Consider the following 25281-nt stretch of genomic DNA (forward strand, 5'->3'; position numbering starts at 1 on the left):
GCAGGATTAGTAGTCGTCATCACGTCCCGTGGGTTTCCAGTTGATGTCTTTATCGGCGTGATAGCCCTGAACAGGATGCGGGGGGAGTGGGTAGTCTTTTGCCAAGTTAGGCAAACGCAGGTCAGGATCGCGGTAGATGCGACTCGATATATCATCATAGACTTTCGCCAATTTGGCATTCTTCGGATAACCGTTTAGCCCCTCTTGAAAAACATCCATAACTTCCATAGCTCCTTTATCCTCCCCGAAGGCAGCAGCGCGCTGATAATAGTGCATGGCTACTGGATAATTTTTATCTATCCCCTGATAGTACGTGCCCAATTTGTAATTAGCATCGGCATAACCTTGCTTAGCAGCGCACTTTATATAATCCAGGCCGACGGCATCTTTGTTCTTATCATATACATATATGTATCCGATTCTAGTTTGCGCCTGTGGGCTTCCTAGATCAGCCGCCTTGATTAGGAAGAGCATGGCGTCCTTATCAGACTGCACAACGCCAACGCCTCGTTGGGTCATCACACTCATATCGTAATAACCCAAGGGCACCTGTAACTTCACCATCTCCATATATAGGTCTATAGCTTTATTTGTATCCTTGACAACCCCGTTACCGCGCAAATAAAGCTCGGCGAGATTGTGCATAGCTTTCCAATGATTTTTTTCTACCGCCTGTTGATAGAGCCGAGCGACTTCCGCCCAGTTTGCAGGGCGCTCTTTACTCATAGAGCGTCCCTGTTGAAACCACTGCTCCGCCTGTTGATTCAATGACGGAGCAGTATCTTGTTCATGGACACACTTGAATTCGGCGGCCACAACAAGTCCACTGGCACTTAACAAGCCCGCAGCCAGCAATGCTTTAATAATCGTCTTCACGCCCAGTAGGTTTCCATTTTATATCTTTATCGCCGTGATAGCCCTGAACAGGATGCGGTGGGAGCGGGTAGTCTTTTGCTAAATTAGGTAAACGTAGGTCAGAATCACGGTAAAAGCGACTCGATATATCATCATAGACTTTCGCTAATTTGGCATTCTTCGGATAACCGTTCAGACCTTGTTCAAAAACATTTCTGATTTCTGTTACCCCTTTTGGCTCTCCTAGTGCAGCAGCACGCTGGTAGTAGTGCATGGAAACAGGATAATTTTCATCCACAACTTCATAATACGACCCCAGCTTGTAAGCTGCATCCGCATAATCTTGCTTTTCAGCACACTTTAAATAACCAAGTCCAGCAGCTTCTTTTCTCTTATCATAGATATATATATAGCCAATCCTGGTTTGAGCCTGCGGACTACCCAAATCGGCAGCCTTAACAAGAAACAACATCGCATCCTTATCGGACTGCACAACGCCTGCGCCACGCTGCGTCATTACGCTCATATCGTAAAAACCTAGAGGGACCTTCAAATCAACCATCCGCATGTAAAGATCAATAGCTTTATTGGTATCTTTCAGTACACCATCACCGCGCAAATATAACTCTGCCAGATTGTGCATGGCTTTCCAGTGGTCTTTCACTACTGCTTGCTGATATAAACGAGCGACTTCCGCCCAGTTTACAGGGCGCTCTTTGCTGATAAAGCGTCCCTGTTGAAACCACTGCTCCGCCTGTTGATTCAAAGACGGAGCAGTATCCTGTTCATGGACACACTTGAATTCGTCGGCGACAACAAATCCACTGGCAATTAATAAGGCCGCAGCTAGCAATGCTTTAATAATCGTCATTACGCCCAGCCGGTTTCCAGTTGATATCTTTATCACCGTGATAGCCCTGAACAGGGTGTGGCGGAAGTGGATAATCTTTGGCGAGATTTGGAAACAACAGTTCGGGGTTACTATAAAGCTTGCTAGACACCGCACTGTAATTGCTAGCTAGCCTTTCATCTTTCTTATATCCGAACTTTCCAAAATTAAAAGTATTTTCAATTGCCAAGAACCCTTTCGCATATCCTAATGCAGCCGCACGCTGGTAGAAATGCATGGCGACTGGATAGTTTCTATCAGTGACTTCGTAATACTCAGCCAGCTCATAGTTAGCCTTCGCATCATCTTGATGAGCTGCACAGCGCAAATATGCTGCGCCCAAACTAACTTTTTTCAGCTTATAAATATATGTATTCCCCAACACAGTCTGAGCCAATGGGCTTCCCATGTCGCCTGCCTTTAGCAGAAATAGCATGGCATCTTTATTGGACTGCACAACGCCTACACCTCGCTGGGTCATCAAACTCATGTCGTAATAACCCAAGGGCACATTCAACTTCACCATCTCCATGTATAGGTCTATAGCTTTATTTGTATCCTTGACTACCCCGTCGCCACGCAAATAAAGCTCGGCGAGGTTGTGCATAGCCTTCCAATGATTTTTTTCTACCGCTTGTTGATAGAACCGAGCGACTTCCGTCCAGTTTGCAGGGCGCTCTTTACTAATAGAACGTCCCTGATGAAACCACTGCTCCGCCTGTCGATTCAAAGGCGGAGCAGTATCTTGTTCATGGACACACTTGAATTCGTGAGCCAGCACAAGTCCATTGGCAGATAATAAGCCAGCCGCCAGCCATGCTTTAATAATCGTCATCACGTCCAGTAGGTTTCCAATTGATATCTTTATCGCCGTGATAACCCTGAACCGGATTTGGAGGAAGAGGAATATCTTTGGCTAGATTAGGAAGACGAAGTTCTGGATTTTTTGATAATTGGCTCGACACTTCGTAGTACGCCTTGGCTAGCCTCTCATCTTTTTTATAAGAAAACTTACCTTCGCGAAATGTATCCTTGATTTCCATTGCTCCTTTACGTTCCCCCAAGGAAGCAGCGCGTTGATAGTAATGCATTGCCACGGGATAGTTCCTATCCACCACCTCATAATAGCCACCCAGTTCATAATTTGCTTTTGCGTCGCCCTGATGCGCAGCGCAGCGTAAATAAGACTCACCTAGCTTGTATTTCTTCAGATCATATATATATATGTTTCCCAGTCTAAGTTGGGCCAGAGGGCTGCCTAGATCTCCTGCCTTTAACAAGAACATCATCGCATTTTTATCCGATTGGCCCAGCCCCACTCCTCGCTGAGTCATCACACTCATATCGTAATACCCCAAGGGCACCTGTAACTTCACCATCTCCATATATAGGTCGATAGCTTTATTTGTATCCTTGACAACCCCGTCGCCACGCAAATAAAGCTCGGCAAGATTGTGCATACCCTTCCAATGATTTTTTGCTACCGCTTGCTGATAGAGCCTAGCGACTTCCGTCCAATTTGTAGGGCGCTCTTTACTGATAGAGCGCCCTTGTTGAAACCACCGCTCCGCCTGTCGATTCAAAGGAGGAGCAGTATCTTGTTCATGGACACACTTGAATTCGTCAGCCACAACAAGTCCACTGGCACTTAAAAAGGCCGCAGCCAGGAATGCTTTAATAATCGTCATCACGCCCAGTAGGTTTCCAGTTGATGTCTTTATCGCCGTGATAGCCCTGAACAGGGTGTGGCGGCAGTGGATAATCTTTCGCTAAATCAGGAAACCGCAGATCTGGATTTTTGTATAGCTGACTAGAGATATTGCTATAAGCTTTCGCTACTTTTTCGTTTTTCGCATAGCCAAATTCGCCATCCGTAAAAGTATTCTCAATCAGCAACGCTCCTTTTTTCATACCGAGAGAAGCGGCACGCTGATAGTAATGCATGGCAACAGGGTAGTTTCTATCAACTATTTTGTAGTATGCAGCAAGTTCATAGTTTGCCTCCGCATCATCCTGATGTGCAGCGCAACGCAGATAAGACTCACCAAGCTTAATTTTCTTTAATTCGTATATGTAGATGCTACCCAGCCTACTTTGCGCCAGCGGACTACCCATATCTCCGGCTTTTAGCAAGAACATCATGGCATCTTTATCGGATTGAACTACACCGATACCACGTTGAGTCATCACACTCATATCATAGTAACCTAGCGGCACTTGCAACTTCACCATATCCATGTATAGATCTACAGCTTTATTAGTATCTTTATTCACCCCATCCCCACGCAGATATAGCTCAGCCAAGTTATGCATGGCTTTCCAATGATTTTTTTCAACCGCCTGCTGATAGAGCCTAGCAACTTCAGACCAATTTGGAAGACGCTCTTTGCTAATAGATCTAGCTTGTTTGAACAATTGATCCGCTTGAGGATCGAGAGATGGAGCGATATCTAGCTCGTGGGTACACTTGAATTCTTCAGCCATGGCTGCAACTCCAAAAAACCAAAAAAATAAAACTAGAATCGATTTAATCAACTGCTTTTGCATAAGGTGTCACCACATCCCAAAATCTGACCAAATTCCCTTTGAGTGGTAAGTTACTTTTTTGATTTCTCCAATTATCGGTAACCACCTGCTCCCAATTATCGTAATCGTCTGAGATATTTTCGATAAAGTTGCCTTTGTTGGTCTGAATTGCCTTCCCCGAATGCATAGCCCACAACCGTTCTCTCCAAGTCCGCGTCGTTTTCGGACTAGGCATGGCGATGTTCAATTCAGAGTCAGTCTGCAAGCTGCGTAAGTTGATATTCGCCGAACCCAACGTGAAAAACAGGTCATCAACCAACAGCAATTTGCTGTGCACATAAATCGACTTGTACTGCGCCGTGCCCTGTTCAGGCCCGAGGTGTTCTTCGATGGCCTTATCCGTTTGCCGCTCTGCACTGTTTTTCGCGGCCACCGGAGCGCCACCGTCCTTGCAGCTGACCAACGTGGCAACGATGATTTTGAGCCCCTTCGGCGGGATCAGTTCGGGTTCCCGCTCACGCGCCGCTGCCTGCTTGTAGTGCTTGTTGGGATCCGTTTCGATCAGGTCGTCGGCGCGGCTGGAGTCGATGTTCTCCTTGGCCATTTGCGCTTTAACGTCTGCCAGGTCCCGATCGCGCTGAGGTGAGCTGGGACGGGCCGTCAACTCACGTTCGCGGAGGGCGAGTTGGCGCTGGTCGTATTTGAGATCGCGGTGAGCCAAGGGCATCAGCTCTCCCTGCCCGAGGGTATCCAGCGTCTCGTGAGTGGTGCTTGAGAAGTGACCGCTTTCCGGGTTGTTGGTCACCACAAACAGGTACAGATCTTGAAGCTTGCCCGCGGCAGTGTAGTCCGCCGCAGTCTTTTTCAGGCGTTCGGCCAGGGGTTTGTAGCGGAAATACTGGTTCTCGATGTAGGCGTACTGGTGCACGTTGCCCAGTGCCTTTTCATACACTTCGAGAATGGTGGTTTCCGGCCCTTCTTCTGGCTGGGTTCGGCAGATTTGTGCAGGCTCGCCACCATTGCAGATGAGGCTCAATGGCTTGACCACTTTTCGCTGGTCGATCAAGGAGCCGCTGAAGGCACGTTTTATCCAGTTGGTGCCCTTGTCCCAGGCATTGCAAAAGTTGTGGTTGAGGTCGAACAGCACCGGGCCACGCACATGCAGGGAGAGGTCCTGCCAGGGGCCGAAGCCTTGGTCGCGCTTGCCGTTCTGGTCGTCGAAGGCATGCTCCGTGGTGTCCCAATAGTTGCGTTGCAGGTTGTGCCCCATGACGAAGCCTTCGGCCGTTTGCGGGTCCATGTAGTCGATCACCAGGGTTTTCTGGTGATGGCTGGGGAACAGGCCGAGTGCGAGCATCTGAATAAAAGGCACATCCGGGGACTCGCTTTTCATCAACCGCCACAGAATGGCAAGACGCCCGTAATGGACCCGCAAGCCGTTTTCGTCGTCGTAGGTCAGTTCGCCCGCCCAGTTGAAGTCCCGCGTGCGAAATTCGATATTGCGTGCCTCACTGCTGTGCACCCAGCGGTGCCAGTCACGCGTTTTGATCTGCTCGTTCGGGTCTTGCACTGTTCCGCCCGAATCACTGCCCTTGGTGTAGCCACTGTCCAGCGCATCCAGGTCGATCTGGATCTTGATCAACCTGTCACGCGAAGCACGCCTGCCACTTTCGTCGCTGGGTGAAAGCTTGGCCAGCTTTGCCTGCTCTTCCTGCTGCTTTTGCAGGAGTTTCTGGCGCTTGGCTTCTCGTCCGCTGGTGTCCGCAGGCTGGCCCTGGGTCATGCCCGAGCCCATCGACGTTCCGCCAGAGCCGTTCCAGCCTTCACCGATGACCGAGTTTTCCCCGAGCTGGGCCAGTCGGTTGTTCCAGATCAGCACGCGCACTTCCACGCCCTGATCAGCCTTTTTCTTGAGCAATTCGCCCAGGCTGAGGCTGTCGGCCGAGCCGCGATTGAGGCGCAGGCCCGGGTCAAACCCCCAGCTGATTAGGTCGATGCTGCGCTTGGCCTTCTGTATGCACTCATACACTTTGCCGAACGCTTCTTCGCCACACACCAGCGGGGTGACGATGTTGCCCGCCGGGCGTGGCGGGCTCAGCGGATTGTTTTTGTGCGCGAACCAGTCGGCACTCAGGGTCGCGCTGCTTTCTGCAACCGAAAGCGATAATTTTTGATCGAGGTAGGTCATTCAAGTAACTCCTTTTACGCCTTCGGCTCGCTTTGATCCGCCCACAGATGGCGAAACACGTCGCTGATGTTCGCAGCTTCCAGCGATGCCGCTCCCTCAGGAAAATCACGGTAGCCTTCGCGCCCCAGCCGTTCAGTGCGGTGGCGCGTCTGGTCGGTAGACTCTTCACTCATGTCCATGCTGAAACGATGGCCGTTGACGGTTTCCACGACATAGTTGCGGGTACCGGGTATGTGCTGGAACACCACGTTGCCCTGCTCATCACTGAAGCCTTTGCTGATCGGCGCGCCATCCGCGTAGAGCTGATAGGGCTCATCGGCATAACCGGGCATGTTCGGCAACGGCGCAATGCGCAGACGCAGTTGTCCGGGTGGTGTTTCCTGCAATGGATTGGCCAACGCCTGATCCATCAAACTCCCGGCCTTGTCTTTATCCGCTGCTCCCGGCAATACCGGTGGCTTGATGCCAATCCCCGTGCCGCTGCCCGCCGAACCACCGGCATTGATCTTCACCACCGGCCCAACAACCGTCACCCCACCAGCATCCAGCTTGATAAAGCTCCCGCCCCCCAAAATGGTGAGTTCGCTGCCAGCCTCAATAACAATCTTCGCCCCAGCCTTCAGATGAATCTCTTTCCCAACGCTGGTCAGCTGCGCAGTTCCGAGCTTCACATGCTGGTTCTGCCCAATCGTCAGGTGATCATCCAGCCGCGTTTCAACCTTGCGGTCGGCAATCGTGGTGCGATGCTCTTCAGCCTTGAGTTCGGTGTAGGTGTTCTTGACCACCGTATCGTGGCGTTCATTACCGACGCGAATCTTCTGATCATGCTCAATGTTTTCATCCCAATCCCGCTGGGCATGAATAAAGATCTGCTCGGCTCCTTTCTTATCCTCAATTCGCAGTTCATTAAACCCGCCGCCCCCCGGTGAGCTGAGGGTTTTGAACACGGTGCGAGTCTTGTTCGCCGGCAACTCGTAGGGAACCTGGTTTTCCTTGTGGTACAGGCACCCCGTCACCAACGGCTGATCGGGATCCCCTTCAAGGAACGTGACCAGCACTTCCATCCCGATACGCGGAATGACAATCGCGCCATACCGATCCCCGGCCCAACTCGAAGACACGCGCATCCAGCAGCTGGTTTTGTCGTCGGCCTGGCCTTCGCGGTCCCAGTGGAATTGCACTTTGATGCGGCCGTACTGATCGCAGTGAATTTCTTCGCCTTTGGGCCCGGTGACCATGGCGGTCTGGCTGCCGAGGACGCGGGGTTTGGGGTGTTGCAGCGCGGGGCGGTAGAACACGGCCCACGGGGTGGCGAGGAAGCGGTTGCGGTAGCCCTGGTGGAAGTCGTCTTTGTTGTCGGTGGTGTCGCTGGTCACGGACTCTTCGAGGACTTGCGGTTGTTTGCCTTCGTGGACGATTTCGGTGAGCAGCCAGAGGTCGTTCCACTCGGTGCGCGGGTGGTCGGAGATTTCCAGGAAGTGGCCGCTGACCAGGGTGGTCTGATCGCTTTTGCCTTCGGCTTGCTGGTAGTCGGCGCGGTGGCGTTCGAGGGCGCGTTGGCTGAGGAATTTGCCGCGCGCGCGGTCGAGGAAGCGGCCGGGGTAGTCGTAGTCTTCCAGATCCGGTTCGGTGCTTTCGCCGTCAGGCTTGTAGGCGGCTTCGAGTTGCAGGCGCGGTTTTTCGAAGTCGTAGTCGCGGCGGGTGACGCGGCCGGTGCGGGTTTCGAGGCGCAGTTTGAAGCCTTTGATCACCGGCTCGTCGGCAACCATGCCGCTGCCTTGCACGTACGCCGTTGGCTGGCCGAGTTTCGGGAACACGGTCTGGTCGTCGCCGAACACCAGCAGGTGACCTTTCTCGCTGTGCTGGAAGTGGTAGTGAATACCTTCCTCTTCGCACAGGCGCTGGACGAAGTGCAGGTCGGTTTCGTCGTATTGCACGCAGTAGTCGCGGTCCGGGCAGGGTTGGCTGAGCTGGAAGCTGTACGCGTTGCCTTTGATGCCGTGCTCATCGAGGATCAGCGCGATGATTTTCGGCGCGGACATCTGCTGGTAGATGCGCTGGTTGGTGCGGTGATGCAGGTATTGCAGTTGCGGCGCCAGGGAGACTTTGTAGCGGGTCAGGCGTTTGCCGGCATCGCCTTGAGCGACGCGGTAGATCTGGCCGTGAATGCCGGAGCCCTGCGGATCGAACGCCAGGAACGCCTGTTTGTGCAGGAGTTTTTCCAGGTCCAGATCGGGGTTTTCGCTGACCAGTTCGAGGTCGAAGCGATACGGCTGGCTGATGCCTTCGGTGCCGGTGAACGACAGCACTTGCAGGTCGCCCACGTAGTCTTCCACGGTCAGGCTGAAATGCGTTTCGTTAGACGGGTTGAACATTGCTTGCTCCCTGTTCGGTAGTCATCCGTTACGCCCGCAGTCGCAGGCGTTGCAGCAAAGACGAAGTGGCGCCCAAGGCGTCACGCAGTTGGGCGGCGGTGGTGGTGCGCTTGGCCGCATCGAAAGCCAGCGCCGTTCGCAGGGCTGGCCAGCAGTGCTTCGGTAGATTCCGTGGCGCGTGGAGCTCGCGGTCGAGGTGCGCGTCGCGGGCCTCGATCGACGACAAGCGGCGGAACGGGTGTTTGCCGCCCGCCAGTTCGTAGAGCACGCAGGCCACGCCGTACACATCGGCACTGGCCGACAGCGGTTGGCCTTCGAGCAGTTCCGGCGCGGCGTAGCCTGGGGTCCAGGCGTTGAAGCGGTCGCGGCTCAGGTGTGGCAGGCCGGGCAAGATGCCCTCCTCGGCCTGGCCGAGGCCGAAGTCGAACAGGCGCACGCCTTCTTCGCTGAGCATCACGTTGCTCGGCTTCATGTCACCGTGCAGCACGCCGCGAGCGTGGGCGTAGGCCAGCGCGTCGAGCAGCGGCAGCGCGATGTCGCGCAGTTCTTTCCACGGCAGGCCCAGGGGCCGCTCGCAGAGCAATTTGTCCAGGGTCAGCCCACGCATGAGTTCCATGGTGATGAAGGCACGCTGGCAATCGGTGTCCACTTCAAAGGTGTGCGGTCGCAGCACGTTGTCGTGGCGCAATCGTCGGGTGAGGGCGAACTCGCTGTAGAGCAAAGCGCTGGCGTCCGGCGATTCGGCAAATTCTTCGCTGAGGATTTTCAGCGCGATGTAAGGGTCGGGATCGCCGAACTGTTCGCTCAGCAAGTCCCGTGCGCGGTAAACCGCGCCCATACCGCCGGCACCGAGCAGGCGCTCGATGCGGTAACGGCCTGCGAGCACGTCTGGCATTTCGCCGACACTGGCCTTGGTCGGCGCCAGCGCGGGTTCTGCCTTGTGAGCTTTGGCGAACGCAAAGTAAGTCAGGTTATTGGCTTCCTCGTCGGTCACCAGCAGGTCGTCGAGCGGCGGCATGAGTTGGGTCATTGTCGGATCACCACGGCAGTCAGGTTGTCCCGGGCCGAGCCACGCAGGGCGCCGTCGAACAGACGCTCAAGCGCAACGTGCGGCGCGGTCAGGCTCAGGGCGTTGCCCAAGGCATCGCTGCTGAGCCCTTGGTACAAACCGTCGCTGCACAACAGAAACGTATCGCCGGGGTAAACCTCGAGTTCGAGCACGTCCAGTGTCAACACATCAGCAGCGCCGACCGCACGGGTCAGGGCATGGGCCGATGGATGCGCACGGGCGTCTTCGACGCTCATGTTTTGCTCGTCGATCAGTTGCTGTTGCAGCGAATGGTCCTTGGACAGCTGATACAACCGCTGGCCGCGCCACAGGTAGCAACGGCTGTCGCCGGCCCAGATGCAGGCCGCGCGATTGCCTTCCACCAGCAGCGCCACCACGGTGCTGCCCATGATGCTGTCGTGACGCCCGGCGGTGACGGTCAACTCCTGACCCAAGCGGCGATTCAACCAGTGCAGGCACTGGCGAATGCCTTTGAGTCGTTCGTCGAAGTCATCCTGCACCGGCAGTTCCGCCAGGCTGGCGACGATCAACTGGCTGGCGATGTCGCCACCCTGATGACCGCCCATGCCGTCCGCGACCACCCACAGCCCCTGCTGTGGACAGTCGAGAAAAGCATCTTCGTTGCGCGCCCGAACCTTGCCGGCGTCGGTACGCGCAGCGCTGCGCCAGGGACTGGCAACCAGCATCAGAGCTGCACCGGCATACGGAAGGTGCGCAGCACGCCCATGTCGAACGGGTTCGGCGTGCGCTGGCTGCTGAGCAGGTAATTGGCGCGCAGGCCACCCACGTCAGCTTTCAGCACCAGCACGTCGCGACCGCTCAGGTACTCGGTCTGCATCAGGTCGAACAGACGGAACAGCGACCATGGGCCGGTGTTCTTTTCGATACCGATCGGGCGGCCGGCCATTTTGTCGAGGACCAGGCTGGTGCGACCGTCTTCAGCGTCGGTCGGCCATTTGAACGACACCGGCACGATCGGGCCGTGGCGGTATTCGATGGTCTTGTCGCCAAACTTGAACTCGGACCGGCTGACGGCCGGGTCGAGGGTGTACGGCTCCAGTTTGAACTGCACTTGCGGCTCGGCCGGGTTGACCGAGAAGAAGCTCTGACGGATCACTTGGGCCGCGGCCATCTGGTCGAGGTAGACCTTGGAGATCGGCATGCTGTGACCGTCGATGGTGCGCAGGCGGTAGTTGCCTGGGTCGCCACTGACGAACGGACGCATGTAGGTCTCGAAGAAGCGATCGTTGATGCCCTGCGCCTTGAAGAACTCGCGGAAATCGCTGATCGCGACGTCGCTGGTGCTGTGGGCGCTGAACGGGTAACGCTTGTTGATCGCCTTGCCGTAGAAGCTGTACAGCTCGCTCTGATAACGCTGGTTCAGGTACTGGTAGGAATCGTTCAGCACCAGACGCCAGGTGTCTTCGGCCAGCACGTTGAACCACACGCTGACCGGACGCGGCAGACGATTCGATGCATTGCGCAGGGCACTCAGCGCATCACGCTGGCCGCTCATGCGGGTCTTGGCCATTTCGAACGCGGCCTGATCCGGGGAACTGGCACGCGCCAGGCTCGCCAGTTGCAGTTGCAGGTCATTGAGCGCCGCGAGTGCCGGGGTCAGATCAGCGGCCGGACCGTTGTTGTCATCCAGCAAACGGTGCAGCGGTTCGAAGCGACGTTGCAGGGATTTCTTCGCGGTGTCCGGCAGGTTTTTCATCGCTGCCATTTCCGAGGCCTGGTCCGCTGCGGCAGACGCCAGTTTGCCCAGCTTGCCCAACTTGCCTTTCTGCTCGCCCAGCGCTGCAGCGGCATCAGCGGCTTGATCAACCGGTTCGGCTTCTGCCGGGAAACGGGTGTTCTCGCGTACTTCCACCAGCAGTTGCAGCACTGGGGAATTGGCGGAAGTCAGGCCCGCCAGTTGCTCGGCGCCCTCGCCCGCATCGTTGATCGGTGGCAACGCAACCTGGCCGACCGCTTCACTCCAGAAGTTGGCGTAGTCGCGGAAGTACAGTTGCTCCAGCTCGACCATCAAGCGACGCAAGTCCATACCGCTGATGCCCGAGCCTTCGCCCAGCACCCAGTTATCACGCAGGATGTCGGTGACCAGCGCACTGCCCTGGACCGAGAAATACTGCTGATAACCCTGTTGGGTGTAGAAGCCCGGGATCACGTAGTCGGTGCCGACAAACAGCGAAGCCTGCGGCCCCATGTGTTGGCTCAGACGGTATTCCGGCAGGTTGCGGGCCTGCTCGCGCAGCATCCGGTAAACCACGTTGGCCAGCGACTCGCTGCGCAGCACCTGACGCGCTTGCGCCACCAGTTGATCGTTCAGCGGGTAGATAAACGGTTGCTTGAGCAAACGCTCGAAGTGCGTGTTCAAACCGTTCTGCACCGCGGTGTTGCCGGCGTAACGCTGGGACCAGTCAGTGGCAACCCAATCCTTGAGCCACGCCGCATCGCGACGATCCTTCATGTTCAGCATCAGGTATGCGCGCAGGCTGTTGAGCAGGCGTTCGCGGTCCTTCATATTCGCGCGGATCTGCCCTTCCAGCAGGGTCGCGACCTTCGGCAGCAATTGCGCTTCGAGCTCACGCTCGTACGCCGCCTTGACCACCGGATTGACCTCTTCACCTTGGTACAGGCCGCCACGTTCGTGGTACGACACATCACCTTTTTTCGGGAAGACTTGAGTCGCCGCGTAGCTGGTATCGAGAGTCTTGAGCACCGCCATGGAATCATCACGCGCGGTCAGAGCCGAGCGCTGTTGGGTCCAGTTGGTGGCCAGGTTGCGCAGGTTTTCCAGACGCTCGTAGTTGGCGGAGAAACCGCCCGCCCAGAGCATGCCGAACAATGCCAGTGCCGCCAGTGCGCCGACGTACAGGGCACGTTGGCCCCAATGGATGCGGCTGCGTTCGCGCTTGTCCAGACCGGCCAGGTCGGCCTCGGGGAAAATCACCCGGCTGAGCAAATGGTGAATGAACCGCGAACGGCCACTGCGCAAGGTCGGCAGCATGCCGGCACTCATGCCCAGACTGGCGCCGATGCCGGCGGTGGTCTGGTCCATTTCCTGGGTCAGGTGCGGTGCGCTGGTCAGGTAGAAACCGCGCAATTGGCTGACACGCTGGTAGCGGTTGCCGGTGAACGCCATGTCGACGAACAGGCACAGGCGCTCGCCGATCTGCCCCAGTTGATGCGGGAAGTCGAGGATGCGACCACGGCGCTGGGTGTCGCGCTCCTGGTGCATGCGCATGATCACCTGGCTGTTCAAGCGACGCAGCAGCTCTTCAAACTCGGCGCGCAGGACGGCGACGTCGGTGCCGCTCTGTTCTTTGCGGAAGCTGGTGCCGAGCACCTGATCGCTTTCTTCGCGGGTCAGTTGGTCGAAGAACTCGTCGAAACCGAGCAGCTTGTCCGCCTTGCTCAGCACCAGATACACCGGCACATCCACATGCAGTTTCTGATGCACGTCTTGCAGACGCGCACGCACCTGGCGAGCCAGGGTGTCGAGGTCTTGCTCGGTGTTGCCCAGCAGCAATTCAACCGGGATGGTCACCAGCACGCCGTTCAACGGACGGTTGCGGCGACGCTTGCGCAGCAGGTCGAGCAAGGTGCTCCAGGCGCTGCCATCGACTTCGGCATCCGGCTGGGTCAGGTAACGCCCGGCGGTGTCGATCAGCACACCGTGGTCGGCGAAATACCAGTCGCAATGACGGGTGCCGAGGGTGTCGCGGGTCAGCTTGCGGTCGATCTTGTTGATCGGAAACTCAAGGCCCGAGAAGTCCAGCAGGCTGGTCTTGCCGCTGCCCTGCGGGCCGATCAGCAAATACCACGGCAAGTCACTGCGCCAGCGTTCGCTGCGACCGCGATACAGGCTCGAGGTCTTCAGGGTTTTCAACGCATCCTTGAAGCGTACGCGAAGCTCTTTCTGCTCTTCGTCGATCAGCTCGTCACGGCGGATGCGGTCCTGGCCGTCTTCGGTGTCTTCGACGGCTTTTTTACGCACACCGGCGCGCCAGCTGACGAAGACCATGGTCAGGCCCCAGATCAGGAACAGCACACTGATGGTCAGCAGGCGGGAGGTCGAACCTTCCCAGAACTTATAGTCATCAACGGCCAGCAGCGGCCCGGCGAACCACACCAGCAGTGCGACAAACAGCACCACCAGCAAGGTCCAGACCCAGGTCTTGCGCAAGAATGCGCCGACTTTCTTGAAAAACTTTTTCATCACACGTCCCTGTTTACGGCTGCGACTGCGGCTGGACCGCGGCCGGATCTAGCTGCTGAAAAGGTTGCAGAACGGTTTCGCGTTGCTCGCCCAAGACCCAGGCGAAACCCGAATACATCACCACCAGGCAGACCACGGTGAACAGCACCACCATCCACGCCGGCACGATGCGCACCAGGCTGCGGCGCTGATCGTTCAAGCCTTCCCAATGCGGCGAAAGCTCGCGTGGCACGTCGCCGCGCAACTGACGAATCTGGCGATACAAGGCGTCGCGGATGCCTTCGAGTTCGAGCATGCCGCGGGCTTGCACGCGGTACTTGCCTTCGAAGCCCAGCGACAGGCACAGGTACATCAGCTCCAGCATCGGCAGGTGCTTGACCGGGTTTTTCGACAGGCGATCCAGCAGCTGGAAGAACTTCTCGCCGCCGAAGGTTTCGTTGTGGAAGCTGCTGAGCAGGCTCATCTGCGACCACTCGCTTTCGTTGCCCCACGGCGTGGTCACGACGGCTTCGTCGACCACGGTGCAGAGCACGTAACGCGCGGCCATCACCTGGCTGCTTTCGGCGCCGTTGTGCAGCGCCCGCACTTCAAACAGTTTCAGCCCGGCGGTCAGTCGCTCGTTGAGCGCATACATGTCTTCGCGGGTGTCGCTGTGCTTGAGCCGCACCACTTCCGACAACAGATCGGACGCAGCGGCCACCAGCGAATTGAGGCTGATGTTGAAGGATTCCGCCGGGCGCAAACGTGCGGCGTAAATCATCCGTTCTTCAAGCTGTTCGAAACGCGGCGGTGCAGCGAAATCGGTGAGCGGACTCTGCGCCGGGCCGTGGCCCTGGCGGTCGAGCAGGACGGTTTTATCGTCCTGGTTATGTTCCATGTCCTTGATCATGTCGGTCAGTTCCTGATGGCCCAGAATTTCAGTTCAAGCTCGGCGAATTCGCCGGACACGTGGAACGCGAAGCCGCCGGAGCGCTCGAGTTGTGCCAGGTCTTCGGAACTGAGTTCGAGAATGAAATAGGTTTTGTTGGAGTGGAACGCGATCTGCCGCGGGGCCACCGGCAACGGTTTGACCTTGATGCCCGGCAGGTGCAGGTTGACCAGTTGGCGGATACGTTCCACCGGGCCGACCTTGAGGTGCGCCGGCAAGCGGTGGCGCAATTCTTCGGAGTCGCAGTTGGCACTGGCCGCAAGCACGAACGACGCCGAGCCCAGCAGTTTGTGGTCGTGCAACGGCGAAACGATGATCCCGTACTGACGTGCTTGCAGGACCAGTTCGATGGCGTGCTGTTCGAGCACCATCGACAGCACCTGACGAATCGCTTCCATCAGTTTGCGGAAGCTCGCGCCCTGGTCGCTGTGCTGGTAACGGCTGTCCAGACGCGGGCGTTTGCTGTCGCTGGAGAACGTCGCCAGATCGCCGAGCATGGTCAGCAGCGTGCGGTACAACTCTTCCGGGTGAACCTGCTCCAGGCCGAGGTAGTGACGCAGCAGCAGTTCGGTGCGGTTGATCAGTTGCAGCATCATGAAGTCGCCGACTTCCGCGCCACCGACCTTGCCGTTGGAACGGATGCGCTCGGCGATGGTGTCGCCCCGGTGACCGAGCATGCTGATCACTTCTTTCAGGCACGACAGCAGGTAGCTGGAGGCGTGCGCCTGAATGTAGGTCGGCACGAAATCCGGATCGAGGCTGATCACGCCGTCGGGCGTGGTGTCGAGCACGTCGCAGATCTTCAGCTTCACGTAGGCCTGATCGCTCTGCTGCTCGCCGAGCAACAGTTTGAAGTCCGGGCGACCGCAGCTGACCTGGCTGGCGGAATCGTCGCCGGCGTTGGAGTCGGCGACTTCCGCTTCGTACGCGGTGTAGCGCGCCAGCACATCGGATTGCTCCGGGCGACGGGCTTCGATGTGGTTGCCGGTGACCAGCGGCAGCGCCAGGTAGATCGGCGTATTGCCGGTGTTCGGCGGCACGTCGAGGGCCAGCGGTTCGGTGTTGCCGCCGAGTTCGAACAGGCTGCCGTCCGGCAGAATCCCCGAGGCCTGGCTGATCACCAGTTTGCCCATGTTGAGGAACTGCAGGTCGATGTCCAGGTTCAGGAAGCCCCAGGTGTAACTGCCCAGCAACTGGGTGCGGGTCTTCATCTGGTGGTCGTAATAGCGGTCGTTATGCTGGAAGTGCTGCGGACGCAGCAGCATGCCTTCCTGCCAAATGACTTTATGGGAATTCATGATCAGTCATCCGCCTTGGCGAGCGTTTCGTTGCTGTTGCGAATACCGGCCTGGTCGAGGGTCAGGTCTGCGTCGGTGACTTCCACCGGGGTGACTTGCACTGTGTAGCGCCATTTGGTTTCCGGCAGGTCGCGGTAGGCGGCGAGGATGCCGACGTAGCGGCTGCCCTCCTCCACGCTGAGCTTGAGTTCGATGGTTTCACCCGGGCGCAGCTCGAGTTCTTCGCTGGCCACCAGGTCCGGGGCCAGGGATTCCTTGGCGCGCTCGTACAGGCTGAAGAAGTCAGCGTTCTCGAAGGTCACCGGGTGCTTGAGCTCAAACAGACGCACGACGATCGGCGACGGACGCCCGTTGAGGTCCGGGTTCAGCTGATCACTGGCGGTGAGCTTCAGGTTTAGCTTGGTGACGTGGGAATACGGCGACAGCGACGAGCAGCCGGCCAGCAGCACCAGGGCCGCGAACGCCGTCAGCGTCTTGAAAAAAGCGGTCGAGCAGCGAGACATGCGCATCATCCTTGGTGGTCGGTGTGAAGGGTGGAAATCAGGCGGATCTGTTCTTCGTAAGCCTGGGCAAAGTCGCGGGCCAGCAGGCGCTCGCTCCAGTCATCGTCCTGGCGCAGGGCCTGGTGATAACGGCCGTACGCTCTCCAGCGGCTGCCGGATGTGGCCAGAATCGGCTTGTTGTCGCGCTCGAAGCGCAAGGTCAACTGCTCTGGCGAGAAGTGATCCAGCGTGCCGCGAACGGCGGCGCGGCTGGCGGTCAGCAAGGCAACCTGATGCGCCTGCAAATCACGGAAGGAGCGAGAGATCGCCTGCTCGGCCGGCAACTGACCCGGCTTGTTCGGCTGCAACAAAATGCCCAGCGCTTCACCGGCATCGACGGCGAATTTCAATGGGTTTTTGTGGGTGCCTTGAACGAGGGTCTGGGCCAGGCGCAGTTCGTTTTTCAGTTCGCTGCGGGTGCGTAGGCTCTGCTGCAAACCGCCGACGCTTTGCTTGAGCAGGCGTGCAGCGTTCAGCGCCAGTGCTTCGCGGGCGTCGTGGTCGAGGCCTTTGAGGTCCACGCCCAACGCGGCACCGAAGTGCTCCCAGAAACCTTCACTTTGACGCTCGACCGCTTTGGGCGGTGGCGCGGGTGCTGGCTCTGCCGGAGCGTTGATCAGCTCCGGCACCATCAGACTTTCCATGTCGATGCGGGCGTAGTCGGCACGCTGACGGGTGTCCTCGATGGTGGTGCTCGGGGTGATCAACTCTTCGATTTCCGAGTACACGCGCTCTTGCTGATCAAGGGCGTTCAGCGGATCGAGATCGAGAAACGCGTCATCAGGAATGATGCTACCCGCCGCTTGCGGACGGCCGACTTCCACGTCGAAGGTCGCCGGGTCGCGCACCAGTCGCGCACGGATCTCGAAATCACCCAGCACGTACACGCTGCCGTGCTCGATACGCATCGCTTCGCCCTTGCGCAGGCGTGCGCCGCTTTCGCTGTCCTGAATACCGTTGCTGCTGGTATCGGTCAGGAAAAACGTGCCTTCGCGGTAGCTGATCACGGCGTGGTGGTTGGACAGGTGACGCTTGCGGTCGGGAATGATCCAGTCGCAATCCTCACCCCGGCCAATCACGCCACCGGCTTGCTTGAAGGTCTTCTGGCACAAATCCGTGGGCACGAACTGCTTGGTGTTCAGCATTTCGAAAACCAGTTCCATGGTGATACTCCTTGCGGTCACTTGCCGCGATTGACCGCCTGCGGATCACCCAATGGGCGATAGGTGTTGTCGTTGTATTTGTAATTGCCGCTGCAGCCGCCGAGGCCGCATAAAACGACGAGGGCCAGCAGGACGGCTTGCCAGTGACGAACAGGCATCAGAGGGTCTCCATGGGTAGACAAAGCACAAAGCGCCGACCCGGTTGGGCGGCGCTGTTAGAAGCGGATGAGGTGAAATCGACGGTCAGTTGCCTAGCCATCGAAATCACCCAGGTTGATATTCAGGCGCCCGAGGCGATAAAGCAGCGTGCGCCGTGGCAAGCCGAGTTCGCGGGCGGCGAGGGTCTGGTTGCCGTCGTTTTTGCGCAGGCAATCGAGCAACAGGCTGCGTTCGACCTGCTCCAGGCGTTCGCGCAGGTTCAGGCTGTTGTCTTCCGGCATGGCTTCCATGCGCAGGGAGAAATGCTCGGCCAGCAACTCGCCGCCCTCGCACAGCAGCACTGCACGTTCGACCAGACCTTTGAGTTCGCGCACGTTGCCGGGGAAGGCATAACCGGACAGGTGATCCAGCGCCGCATCGGACCAACGCACCGCGTCCCGTTGCAAGAACGAGCAAGCCTTCTCGGCGAAGTGCCGGGCCAGGTCGAGGATGTCGCCTTCGCGCTGACGCAAGGCCGGCAACTCGATCGGGAATTGCGCGAGGCGGTAGTACAAGTCCTCGCGGAATTTGCCTTCGCTGACCAGCACCGACAAATCACGGTGGGTCGCGGCGATGATGCGCACGTCGATCTTGTGGGTGTCGTTGGAACCCAGCGGACGAATCTCGCCTTCCTGCAACACGCGCAGCAACTTGGCCTGCAAGGACAACGGCATGTCGCCGATTTCATCCAGCAACAAGGTGCCGCCGTTGGCAGCATCGAACAGCCCGGCACGGTCGCGGTCGGCGCCGGTGAACGCGCCTTTGCGGTAGCCGAACAGCTCGCTTTCCAGCAGGTTTTCGGGGAACGCCGCGCAGTTCTGCACGATAAACGCCTGGGAACGGCGCGGGCCGCAGTCGTGGATGGCGCGTGCGACCACTTCCTTGCCGGTGCCGGTTTCGCCCCGCAGCAGCACGGTGTACGGGCTGTGCAAGACTTTGCTGATCAGGGAGTAGGTCTGGCGCATGGCCTTGCTCTTGCCGATCAGGCCGTAACCGCTGGCGCTTGGGACACTGACCTTCATCGGTCGTACGTCACCGGTCGGCTGACGCAGACGTTGCAGCAAATGCAACTGACCCAGCACAAACGAACCCAGTTGCCCGAGGGAATCGGCGAAGCCTTGCAGGTCGATGTGCCGGCGACTGGCGCACAGCAGCAAGCCTTCGACGGCCTTCTGCTGATTGACCAGCGGCACGCACAACAGCGACTGCCAAGGCGTGGCCTGTGGCGGCAGGAAGCTGGTTTCGTGCAGGCTGCCGCTCAACTCGCTGAGGCTCACCACGCGGTTCTGGCACAGGGCGAATTGCAGCAGTTGTTCACCGTTGTAATCCGCCGGCAGGCTCTCCGCTTCACGGGGTTGCAGGATGCCGTTGAGGCACTCGGCGTTCATCCCCAGGCAGGTGTGGGTCGCGTCCAGCAGGTACAGCTGCGTCAATTCGCAACCACTGAGCTCGGCCAACCCGCGCACGAAGTCACCCAGCAGCGCAGCACCGTCCGCCGCGCGCGACAGGCTGGCGAACTGCGCCAGCAAGGCTTCGGCATAGACCAGCGGTTGCGGCACTTGAGTGAACATCACACCCACCTCAGGCGAACTCGCACGTCACACTGGCGCCGCCGTCGAGCGTCGCGTGGACACGCTTGAGGTTTTCACCAGTGGCCATCGCGTCGAGCAAGCGGTCGGCCACCAGCGGCAGCACGTGCAGGTCCAGCAAGTGGTCGATCAAACGCGCGCCGCTGTCGCTTTGGGTGCAACGTTCGGCCAGGTGATCGACCAGGTCTTGCGAGTAAGTGAAATCCAGCTGACGACGGTTCAGACGCTCGCCCAGACGACCGAGTTTGATTTCGATCAGCTCGCGCAGCACCGGGCCACCGACCGGGTAGTAAGGCACCACCCGCATCCGCGCCAGCAGCGCCGGTTTGAAGTGCTTGCTGAGCACCGGGCGAATGGTTTCTTCGAGGACTTCGGCCGATGGGCGTGCGCCGTTTTCACAAAGCTCGCTGATGCGGTCGCTGCCCAGGTTTGAGGTCATCAGGATCAACGTGTTGCGGAAATCGATCTCGCGCCCTTCGCCGTCGTTGGCCACGCCTTTGTCGAAGATTTGGTAGAACAGGTTCAGCACGTCCGGATCAGCTTTCTCGACTTCATCGAGCAACACGACCGAGTACGGCTTCTGGCGCACGGCTTCGGTGAGCATGCCGCCTTCGCCGTAACCGACGTAGCCCGGCGGCGCACCGATCAGGCGCGAGACGGTGTGCTTCTCCTGGAACTCGGACATGTTGATGGTGGTGATGAAACGATCACCGCCGTACAGCAAGTCAGCGAGGGCCAGTGCGGTTTCGGTCTTGCCGACGCCGCTCGGACCGACCAGCAGGAACACGCCGACCGGTGCGTCCGGTTTGTTGAGGCCGGCAGCGGTGGCACGCATCGAGCGGTCGAGTGCGTGAACGGCTTGTTCCTGGCCACGAATGCGCGTGCGCAGGTCGGTGGCGAAGCTCGCGACCTTGGCGTTGTGCTCGCGAGCCAGTTGCGCCAATGGCACGCCGGTCCAGGCGCTGATCACTTCGGCGACCAGACGCGGGCACACTTCAAAGCTCACCAAGCGTTCTTTGATTTGCAGCTCGGTCAGCGCTTTGTGAGTGTCGTTGAGCGCGGCTTCCAGGGTTTCGACGCTATGCGCTTCGTCCACCGGCAGCGTTTCGATCACGGTGCCTTCGGCGTCTTCTTCAACCGTGATGGTCGGCTCGGCGGCAGCCGCTTCGCGGGCTTTGGCCAGTTGCTGACGCAGATCCAGCAGGCGTTCAGCCAGTTCTTTCTGTTCGGTCCACAGGGTTTCCAGTGCGACCCTTTCCTCTTCGGCGGTAGCCAAGCGATCCTCCAAAGCGTCCAGCGCTTCGTGATCGATCAGCAAACCGGCTTCGGCATCACGGCGCAGGGCCTGACGCTGTCGTCCACCTTCAGCCAGTTCGCCACGCAGGCGCTCAAGGCTTTCCGGGGCGGCGGCGAGGCTGATGCGGACGCGGGCGCACGCGGTGTCGAGGACGTCGACGGCTTTGTCCGGCAGCTGACGGCCTGCGAGGTAACGCGCAGACAGTTCGGCCGCTGCAACCACCGCGTCATCGCGCAGGTAGATGCCGTGGCTTTTCTCGTAGACCTGAGCCAGGCCACGAAGGATGGTCACCGCTTCGCTGACGGTCGGTTCGTGCAGTTGCACCGGCTGGAAGCGACGGGCCAGGGCCGGGTCTTTTTCGAAGTATTTTTTGTACTCTGCCCAGGTGGTGGCGGCGATGGTGCGCAACTCGCCACGGGCCAGGGCTGGCTTGAGCAGGTTGGCCGCGTCGGAACCGCCGGCATTGCCGCCCGCACCGATCAGCGTGTGCGCTTCGTCGATGAACAGAATGATCGGTTTCGGCGAGGCTTTAACTTCGTCGATCACGCCTTTGAGGCGGCGTTCGAATTCACCTTTGACGCTGGCGCCGGCCTGCAACAGGCCCATGTCCAGGGACAGCAGCTCCACGCCTTTCAAGACTTGCGGCACTTCGCCGGCAGCGATGCGCGAGGCCAGACCTTCGACGATCGCGGTTTTACCGACGCCGGCTTCACCGACCACGATCGGGTTGTTCTTGCGGCGACGGGCGAGGATGTCGACCATCTGCCGGATCGCGCCATCGCGGCACAGCACCGGGTCGAGTTTGCCGTCGCGGGCCTGTTGAGTGAGGTTATGCGTGAAGCGCTCCAGCAGCGATTCGCCGGGCACGGCCGGTTTGCCGGTGGCCGGTTGCTCTTTCTGCGACAGGGCGAATTCTTTCAGGCGTTCGATGTTCAGCTTGGCCAGCAACGACTGGTAGCGGCTGCCGGCGTAGCGCATCGGGTTGCGCAGCAGCGCGAGGATCAACGCGGCTTGCTCGACCTGGCTCTGGCCCAGTTCAAGGTTGGCCACCAGCAACGCATCTTGCAGCCACTGCACCAGTTCCGGGGCGAACACCGGGTTGCGCGACGCGCTGTGCTCGACCCGCGATTGCAACGCGGCGCTCAGCTCACCGGCATCCACTTCGGCATCTTGCAGCGCGCGTGCGAGCAAGCCTTGCGGGCGCTCCAGCAGGCCGAGCAGCAAGTCTTCGACGAGGATTTTGCTGCCGCCCCGGGCGACGCAACGCTCGGCCGAACTTTCCAGATCACGACGGGTTTCGGCGTCCAGCGCCTGGATAAGTTGTTGCAGGTCTACGTTGATCATTGGTCATCTGTCCTTAATGAATTTTGCTGCCCAGGGTCACCACGCCGTCCGCTTTCTCGCGGCCCAGCCAACTGGTCCATCCCAGGCGACAGGCGTTTTGCTCACCGATGCGCAGTTCGCGGATTTCTTCCTGGCGCAACACCAGGCGAATGTCGTAATCGAGCGGGTCACGCAGGGTGAACCGCACCAGCGCGCACAGCGGCTGGTAGCCGAAACCGATCGGCAGGAATTCGTGGAAGCGTTGCCAGTCGAGTTCGCGAATGTGGATGCGGAATTTGCCGCTGCGGTCGCGCACGTGTTCGCCCAGCACCAGGTCTTCGCCGAGCAGGCTGTTGGCGCGGCCCAGACGATTGCGCTGCTCGTCGAGGATTTCCACGCGGCGCTCGATGCACTGCTCGATGGTCAGTTCGGCGTGCTTGAAGTAGTAACGCAGCACCGCTTCGATCAGCGCCGCCGAGTGCGCCCGCAAGCTGAGCAGACCGAGGTACGGCAGCAGGCGTTTCCAGTTCAGTTCCTGAGCCTTGCGGATCTCTTCACCGCCGAGGCCGATCAAGGCAAACAGCTGCGCCGAAAACGGATCAAGCGCGCCACTTTCGAAACTGGCGCGGTAGCGGTACTTGCGCCAGATCGGCAGCATCAGCCGTTGCAGACGATGGTGGAACAGGTCGAGGAAGTTGCGGGTCGGGTTGCCGTCTTCGCTGTCGCCCAGGGCTTGTTCACCGTAGAACGCCGGCAGCGGCGAACCGGAGCCGACCAGGCCGATCAGGTTGAAACGCAGGCGCGCGCGCATCTGCCCGTGCTCGTGGAAAAACTCCACGCGATCGACGTCGCTGCCCGGGAAACCCAGGCTCGGGTTGGCCTGGAATTCGAGCTGGTCGTACAGATCGTCCTGGCTCAGGTGCGGGTGGGCCTCGCGCAGCCGGTCAACCACCAGCAGCACGGCCTGAAACAGCGAGTACTCGCGTATTCCTCGGGTCAGTCCGCTTAAAGAAGCGGCTGAAGGCCCATACGTGGTGTCCATTGGTACACCTCTCCCTGTGTGCTTTTTACCCGCAGCTCGTGGTACGAATTGAGACTGGCGTAAAGCGCGAAAAACTCGTTAAGAACCGAGGCGAAAACGAACAGGTCGCCCTCGCCGATATACCCTTCCGGGTCGATGGTCAGCTCGGTGCGCAACCCGCGAACCGGCAACCCCCGGTGCAACCGGTCGACGTGTTGGTGCTTGATCGACTTGAGCCCACCCAACAGGCGCTTGCTGACTTTTTCAGCGTGTTGGTCGTAGTAGCGCGGCAGGTCGTAGGTTTCCAGAATCACCTTCAACGCGTTGACGTCGGCCAGCGACAGGTAGTTGAGCGACATGTTGCTGATCAGCTTCCAGAGGAAGTCGCGATTCAGCGGCGGCGCATAACTGGGCGTGGCCGGGGTGATGTTGCGGAAACTCAGGAACTCCGGCGTCTCTTCACAGGCCTGGCTGATGTCGCCGAGCTTGAGCTTTTTGGGCAGGTTCTGGTTGGTGCACATCAGCTCGATCGACAGGGTTTCGTGAGCTTCGGTGTGGCGGATACCGAAGCTCAGGTACGTGTCGAGGCCGTCGTGCAACAGCGACGAACGCTGGCGGATGCTGTAGTGCGGACGGCTGTTGGGCACGTCGAAACTCGGGTCGTGCTCGAAGGATTCGAACGGCACGTATTCCTGATAACCGAGACCGCCGGGCTTCCATCCCGTGACGGTTTCCACCGAGAACACGCCGCAGTTCTGCAGATCGAATTCGGCGGGCAGCAGCAGGTATTCGTCTTGCTTGCCATCGAGGCGGATCGGCAAGGCGTCGTGCTTGAACAGATTCACAATCGGCGTGCAGTAGAGCTTCACGTTGTCCAGCGTCGGACGCATGCGCATGATGCCGCTCTTGCGAATGTCGAAGCGCAATTCGAGACCGCGCATTTGCTTCAACGTGTCTTCCGGCAACGCCTTGAGCATGTCCAGGCCGTTGACGTCGACGAACAGGAACTTGTCCTGGAAGGCGAAATATTCCTGCAAGTAGCGATAGCCACGGAAGGTGTTCAGCGGATACGGGATCAACGCTTCTTCTTCGGCAAAACCCACCGGCTGCACACGGTCGCCGGGCATCTTGAACGCCATCGGCAGGCCGTTGACGCCGTTGATGGGCTTGCCGGCGCCGTCCAGCGGGATCAGTTCGATGCCTTCCAGATTGCGCAGCAGGCTGAGGTAAAGCATCTGGCTGATGTAACGCTCGCCCGCGAAGTGCAGACGCAGGCGGCTCAGTTCCAACTCACCGAGGTGACCGTCAGCACTCATCTCCAGACGCAGGCTCAACAGCGAACCGTCGCCCTTCACCGAGTAATTCAGCGCCGCCAGATCCAGCGGCAAGACTTCGGTGGGGTAGCAGGTGCGGAAGCGGCACCGCACGTCATCGATTGGCACGCTCTCGACTGGCGTATCGCGCTCGACCATCAGCGCCGGACCCGAGCGTTTCAACGGATCGAACTGCAAAATGCTGAACGCCGGCAGCGGCCGCATGTAGTTGGGCCATAGCAGGTGCATCAGCGAGTGGCTGAGTTCCGGCAGTTCGTCGTCGAGCTTCTGCCGCAGGCGCCCGGTCAGGAACGCAAAACCCTCCAGCAACCGCTCCACGTCCGGATCCCGCCCGGCCTGACCCAGGAAAGGCGCCAACGCCGGGCTACGCTCGGCGAATCGACGACCTAACTGGCGAAGTGCGGTGAGTTCGCTTTGGTAGTAGTGGTTAAAGGACACGGGGTACCTGCCTGGTGGTGGAT

19 protein-coding genes are annotated in these 25281 nt (G+C 58.8%); all 19 read right to left on the bottom strand.

Annotation, left to right across the window (positions count from 1 at the left end; genetic code table 11):
- Nucleotides 1-6 precede the first annotated feature (6 nt).
- Nucleotides 7-876 carry a tetratricopeptide repeat protein gene (locus ACA072_RS28560; RefSeq protein WP_497622099.1) on the bottom strand — a complete coding sequence of 290 codons (870 nt, stop codon included), beginning with the start codon at nucleotides 874-876 and terminating at the stop codon, nucleotides 7-9.
- Complete coding sequence (locus ACA072_RS28565; protein ID WP_497622101.1) at nucleotides 860-1726, bottom strand: tetratricopeptide repeat protein; 867 nt, start codon at nucleotides 1724-1726, stop codon at nucleotides 860-862. Before ACA072_RS28565 ends, ACA072_RS28560 begins: the two co-directional genes overlap by 17 nt.
- The gene (locus tag ACA072_RS28570; RefSeq protein WP_497622103.1) at nucleotides 1713-2579 is read right to left on the bottom strand and encodes a tetratricopeptide repeat protein; all 867 of its coding nucleotides are present in this window, start codon (nucleotides 2577-2579) and stop codon (nucleotides 1713-1715) included. The genes ACA072_RS28565 and ACA072_RS28570 overlap by 14 nt, the downstream gene beginning before the upstream one ends.
- Nucleotides 2566-3432 (bottom strand): tetratricopeptide repeat protein, encoded by an 867-nt coding sequence (locus ACA072_RS28575; RefSeq protein WP_497622105.1) that lies wholly within the window; start codon nucleotides 3430-3432, stop codon nucleotides 2566-2568. Before ACA072_RS28575 ends, ACA072_RS28570 begins: the two co-directional genes overlap by 14 nt.
- Nucleotides 3419-4291, bottom strand: coding sequence for a tetratricopeptide repeat protein (locus ACA072_RS28580; RefSeq protein WP_497622107.1), 873 nt, complete (start codon nucleotides 4289-4291; stop codon nucleotides 3419-3421). Before ACA072_RS28580 ends, ACA072_RS28575 begins: the two co-directional genes overlap by 14 nt.
- Nucleotides 4272-6458, bottom strand: coding sequence for a phospholipase D-like domain-containing protein (locus ACA072_RS28585; RefSeq protein ID WP_497622109.1), 2187 nt, complete (start codon nucleotides 6456-6458; stop codon nucleotides 4272-4274). Before ACA072_RS28585 ends, ACA072_RS28580 begins: the two co-directional genes overlap by 20 nt.
- A 14-nt stretch (nucleotides 6459-6472) precedes the next feature.
- Nucleotides 6473-8833 (bottom strand): type VI secretion system Vgr family protein, encoded by a 2361-nt coding sequence (locus ACA072_RS28590; protein WP_497622110.1) that lies wholly within the window; start codon nucleotides 8831-8833, stop codon nucleotides 6473-6475.
- Between the two features lie 28 nt (nucleotides 8834-8861).
- Nucleotides 8862-9863 (bottom strand): serine/threonine-protein kinase, encoded by a 1002-nt coding sequence (locus tag ACA072_RS28595; RefSeq protein ID WP_497622112.1) that lies wholly within the window; start codon nucleotides 9861-9863, stop codon nucleotides 8862-8864.
- On the bottom strand, nucleotides 9860-10588 hold the full coding sequence (locus tag ACA072_RS28600) for a protein phosphatase 2C domain-containing protein (protein ID WP_494375616.1): 729 nt from the start codon (nucleotides 10586-10588) through the stop codon (nucleotides 9860-9862). Before ACA072_RS28600 ends, ACA072_RS28595 begins: the two co-directional genes overlap by 4 nt.
- Entirely contained in the window at nucleotides 10588-14127 is a 3540-nt protein-coding gene (tssM, locus tag ACA072_RS28605; RefSeq protein WP_497622114.1) for a type VI secretion system membrane subunit TssM, read from the bottom strand. Before tssM ends, ACA072_RS28600 begins: the two co-directional genes overlap by 1 nt.
- Before the next feature lie 13 nt (nucleotides 14128-14140).
- Nucleotides 14141-15016 (bottom strand): type IVB secretion system protein IcmH/DotU, encoded by an 876-nt coding sequence (gene icmH / locus ACA072_RS28610; RefSeq protein WP_461977899.1) that lies wholly within the window; start codon nucleotides 15014-15016, stop codon nucleotides 14141-14143.
- A 5-nt stretch (nucleotides 15017-15021) separates the two neighbouring features.
- The gene (tssK, locus tag ACA072_RS28615; RefSeq protein WP_462029267.1) at nucleotides 15022-16353 is read right to left on the bottom strand and encodes a type VI secretion system baseplate subunit TssK; all 1332 of its coding nucleotides are present in this window, start codon (nucleotides 16351-16353) and stop codon (nucleotides 15022-15024) included.
- A gap of 2 nt (nucleotides 16354-16355) precedes the next feature.
- On the bottom strand, nucleotides 16356-16856 hold the full coding sequence (gene tssJ, locus ACA072_RS28620) for a type VI secretion system lipoprotein TssJ (RefSeq protein WP_461956334.1): 501 nt from the start codon (nucleotides 16854-16856) through the stop codon (nucleotides 16356-16358).
- Between the two features lie 5 nt (nucleotides 16857-16861).
- Complete coding sequence (gene tagH / locus ACA072_RS28625) at nucleotides 16862-18058, bottom strand: type VI secretion system-associated FHA domain protein TagH (protein ID WP_497622115.1); 1197 nt, start codon at nucleotides 18056-18058, stop codon at nucleotides 16862-16864.
- Between the two features lie 17 nt (nucleotides 18059-18075).
- Entirely contained in the window at nucleotides 18076-18216 is a 141-nt protein-coding gene (locus tag ACA072_RS28630) for a type VI secretion protein (RefSeq protein ID WP_430956427.1), read from the bottom strand.
- 93 nt (nucleotides 18217-18309) lie between these two features.
- Nucleotides 18310-19827, bottom strand: a complete 1518-nt coding sequence (locus ACA072_RS28635; RefSeq protein WP_497622116.1) for a sigma-54 interaction domain-containing protein — start codon at nucleotides 19825-19827, stop codon at nucleotides 18310-18312.
- A 10-nt stretch (nucleotides 19828-19837) separates the two neighbouring features.
- Nucleotides 19838-22486 (bottom strand): type VI secretion system ATPase TssH, encoded by a 2649-nt coding sequence (gene tssH, locus ACA072_RS28640; RefSeq protein WP_497622117.1) that lies wholly within the window; start codon nucleotides 22484-22486, stop codon nucleotides 19838-19840.
- Between the two features lie 13 nt (nucleotides 22487-22499).
- Nucleotides 22500-23507, bottom strand: a complete 1008-nt coding sequence (gene tssG, locus ACA072_RS28645) for a type VI secretion system baseplate subunit TssG (RefSeq protein ID WP_222589047.1) — start codon at nucleotides 23505-23507, stop codon at nucleotides 22500-22502.
- Nucleotides 23471-25258, bottom strand: coding sequence for a type VI secretion system baseplate subunit TssF (tssF, locus tag ACA072_RS28650; protein WP_497622119.1), 1788 nt, complete (start codon nucleotides 25256-25258; stop codon nucleotides 23471-23473). Before tssF ends, tssG begins: the two co-directional genes overlap by 37 nt.
- Nucleotides 25259-25281: the final 23 nt, after the last annotated feature.

The organism is Pseudomonas sp. LBUM1656, from assembly GCF_059716065.1.

Excerpts from the sequence above, each read along its gene's own strand:
- ACA072_RS28565 (WP_497622101.1), bottom strand. The coding sequence starts at position 1,726 with ATGACGATTATTAAAGCATTGCTAGCTGCGGCCTTATTAATTGCCAGT.
- ACA072_RS28570 (WP_497622103.1), bottom strand. The coding sequence starts at position 2,579 with ATGACGATTATTAAAGCATGGCTGGCGGCTGGCTTATTATCTGCCAAT.
- ACA072_RS28575 (WP_497622105.1), bottom strand. The coding sequence starts at position 3,432 with ATGACGATTATTAAAGCATTCCTGGCTGCGGCCTTTTTAAGTGCCAGT.
- ACA072_RS28580 (WP_497622107.1), bottom strand. The coding sequence starts at position 4,291 with ATGCAAAAGCAGTTGATTAAATCGATTCTAGTTTTATTTTTTTGGTTT.
- ACA072_RS28585 (WP_497622109.1), bottom strand. The coding sequence starts at position 6,458 with ATGACCTACCTCGATCAAAAATTATCGCTTTCGGTTGCAGAAAGCAGC.
- ACA072_RS28590 (WP_497622110.1), bottom strand. The coding sequence starts at position 8,833 with ATGTTCAACCCGTCTAACGAAACGCATTTCAGCCTGACCGTGGAAGAC.
- ACA072_RS28595 (WP_497622112.1), bottom strand. The coding sequence starts at position 9,863 with ATGACCCAACTCATGCCGCCGCTCGACGACCTGCTGGTGACCGACGAG.
- ACA072_RS28600 (WP_494375616.1), bottom strand. The coding sequence starts at position 10,588 with ATGCTGGTTGCCAGTCCCTGGCGCAGCGCTGCGCGTACCGACGCCGGC.
- tssM (WP_497622114.1), bottom strand. The coding sequence starts at position 14,127 with ATGAAAAAGTTTTTCAAGAAAGTCGGCGCATTCTTGCGCAAGACCTGG.
- icmH (WP_461977899.1), bottom strand. The coding sequence starts at position 15,016 with ATGATCAAGGACATGGAACATAACCAGGACGATAAAACCGTCCTGCTC.
- tssK (WP_462029267.1), bottom strand. The coding sequence starts at position 16,353 with ATGAATTCCCATAAAGTCATTTGGCAGGAAGGCATGCTGCTGCGTCCG.
- tssJ (WP_461956334.1), bottom strand. The coding sequence starts at position 16,856 with ATGTCTCGCTGCTCGACCGCTTTTTTCAAGACGCTGACGGCGTTCGCG.
- tagH (WP_497622115.1), bottom strand. The coding sequence starts at position 18,058 with ATGGAACTGGTTTTCGAAATGCTGAACACCAAGCAGTTCGTGCCCACG.
- ACA072_RS28630 (WP_430956427.1), bottom strand. The coding sequence starts at position 18,216 with ATGCCTGTTCGTCACTGGCAAGCCGTCCTGCTGGCCCTCGTCGTTTTA.
- ACA072_RS28635 (WP_497622116.1), bottom strand. The coding sequence starts at position 19,827 with ATGTTCACTCAAGTGCCGCAACCGCTGGTCTATGCCGAAGCCTTGCTG.
- tssH (WP_497622117.1), bottom strand. The coding sequence starts at position 22,486 with ATGATCAACGTAGACCTGCAACAACTTATCCAGGCGCTGGACGCCGAA.
- tssG (WP_222589047.1), bottom strand. The coding sequence starts at position 23,507 with ATGGACACCACGTATGGGCCTTCAGCCGCTTCTTTAAGCGGACTGACC.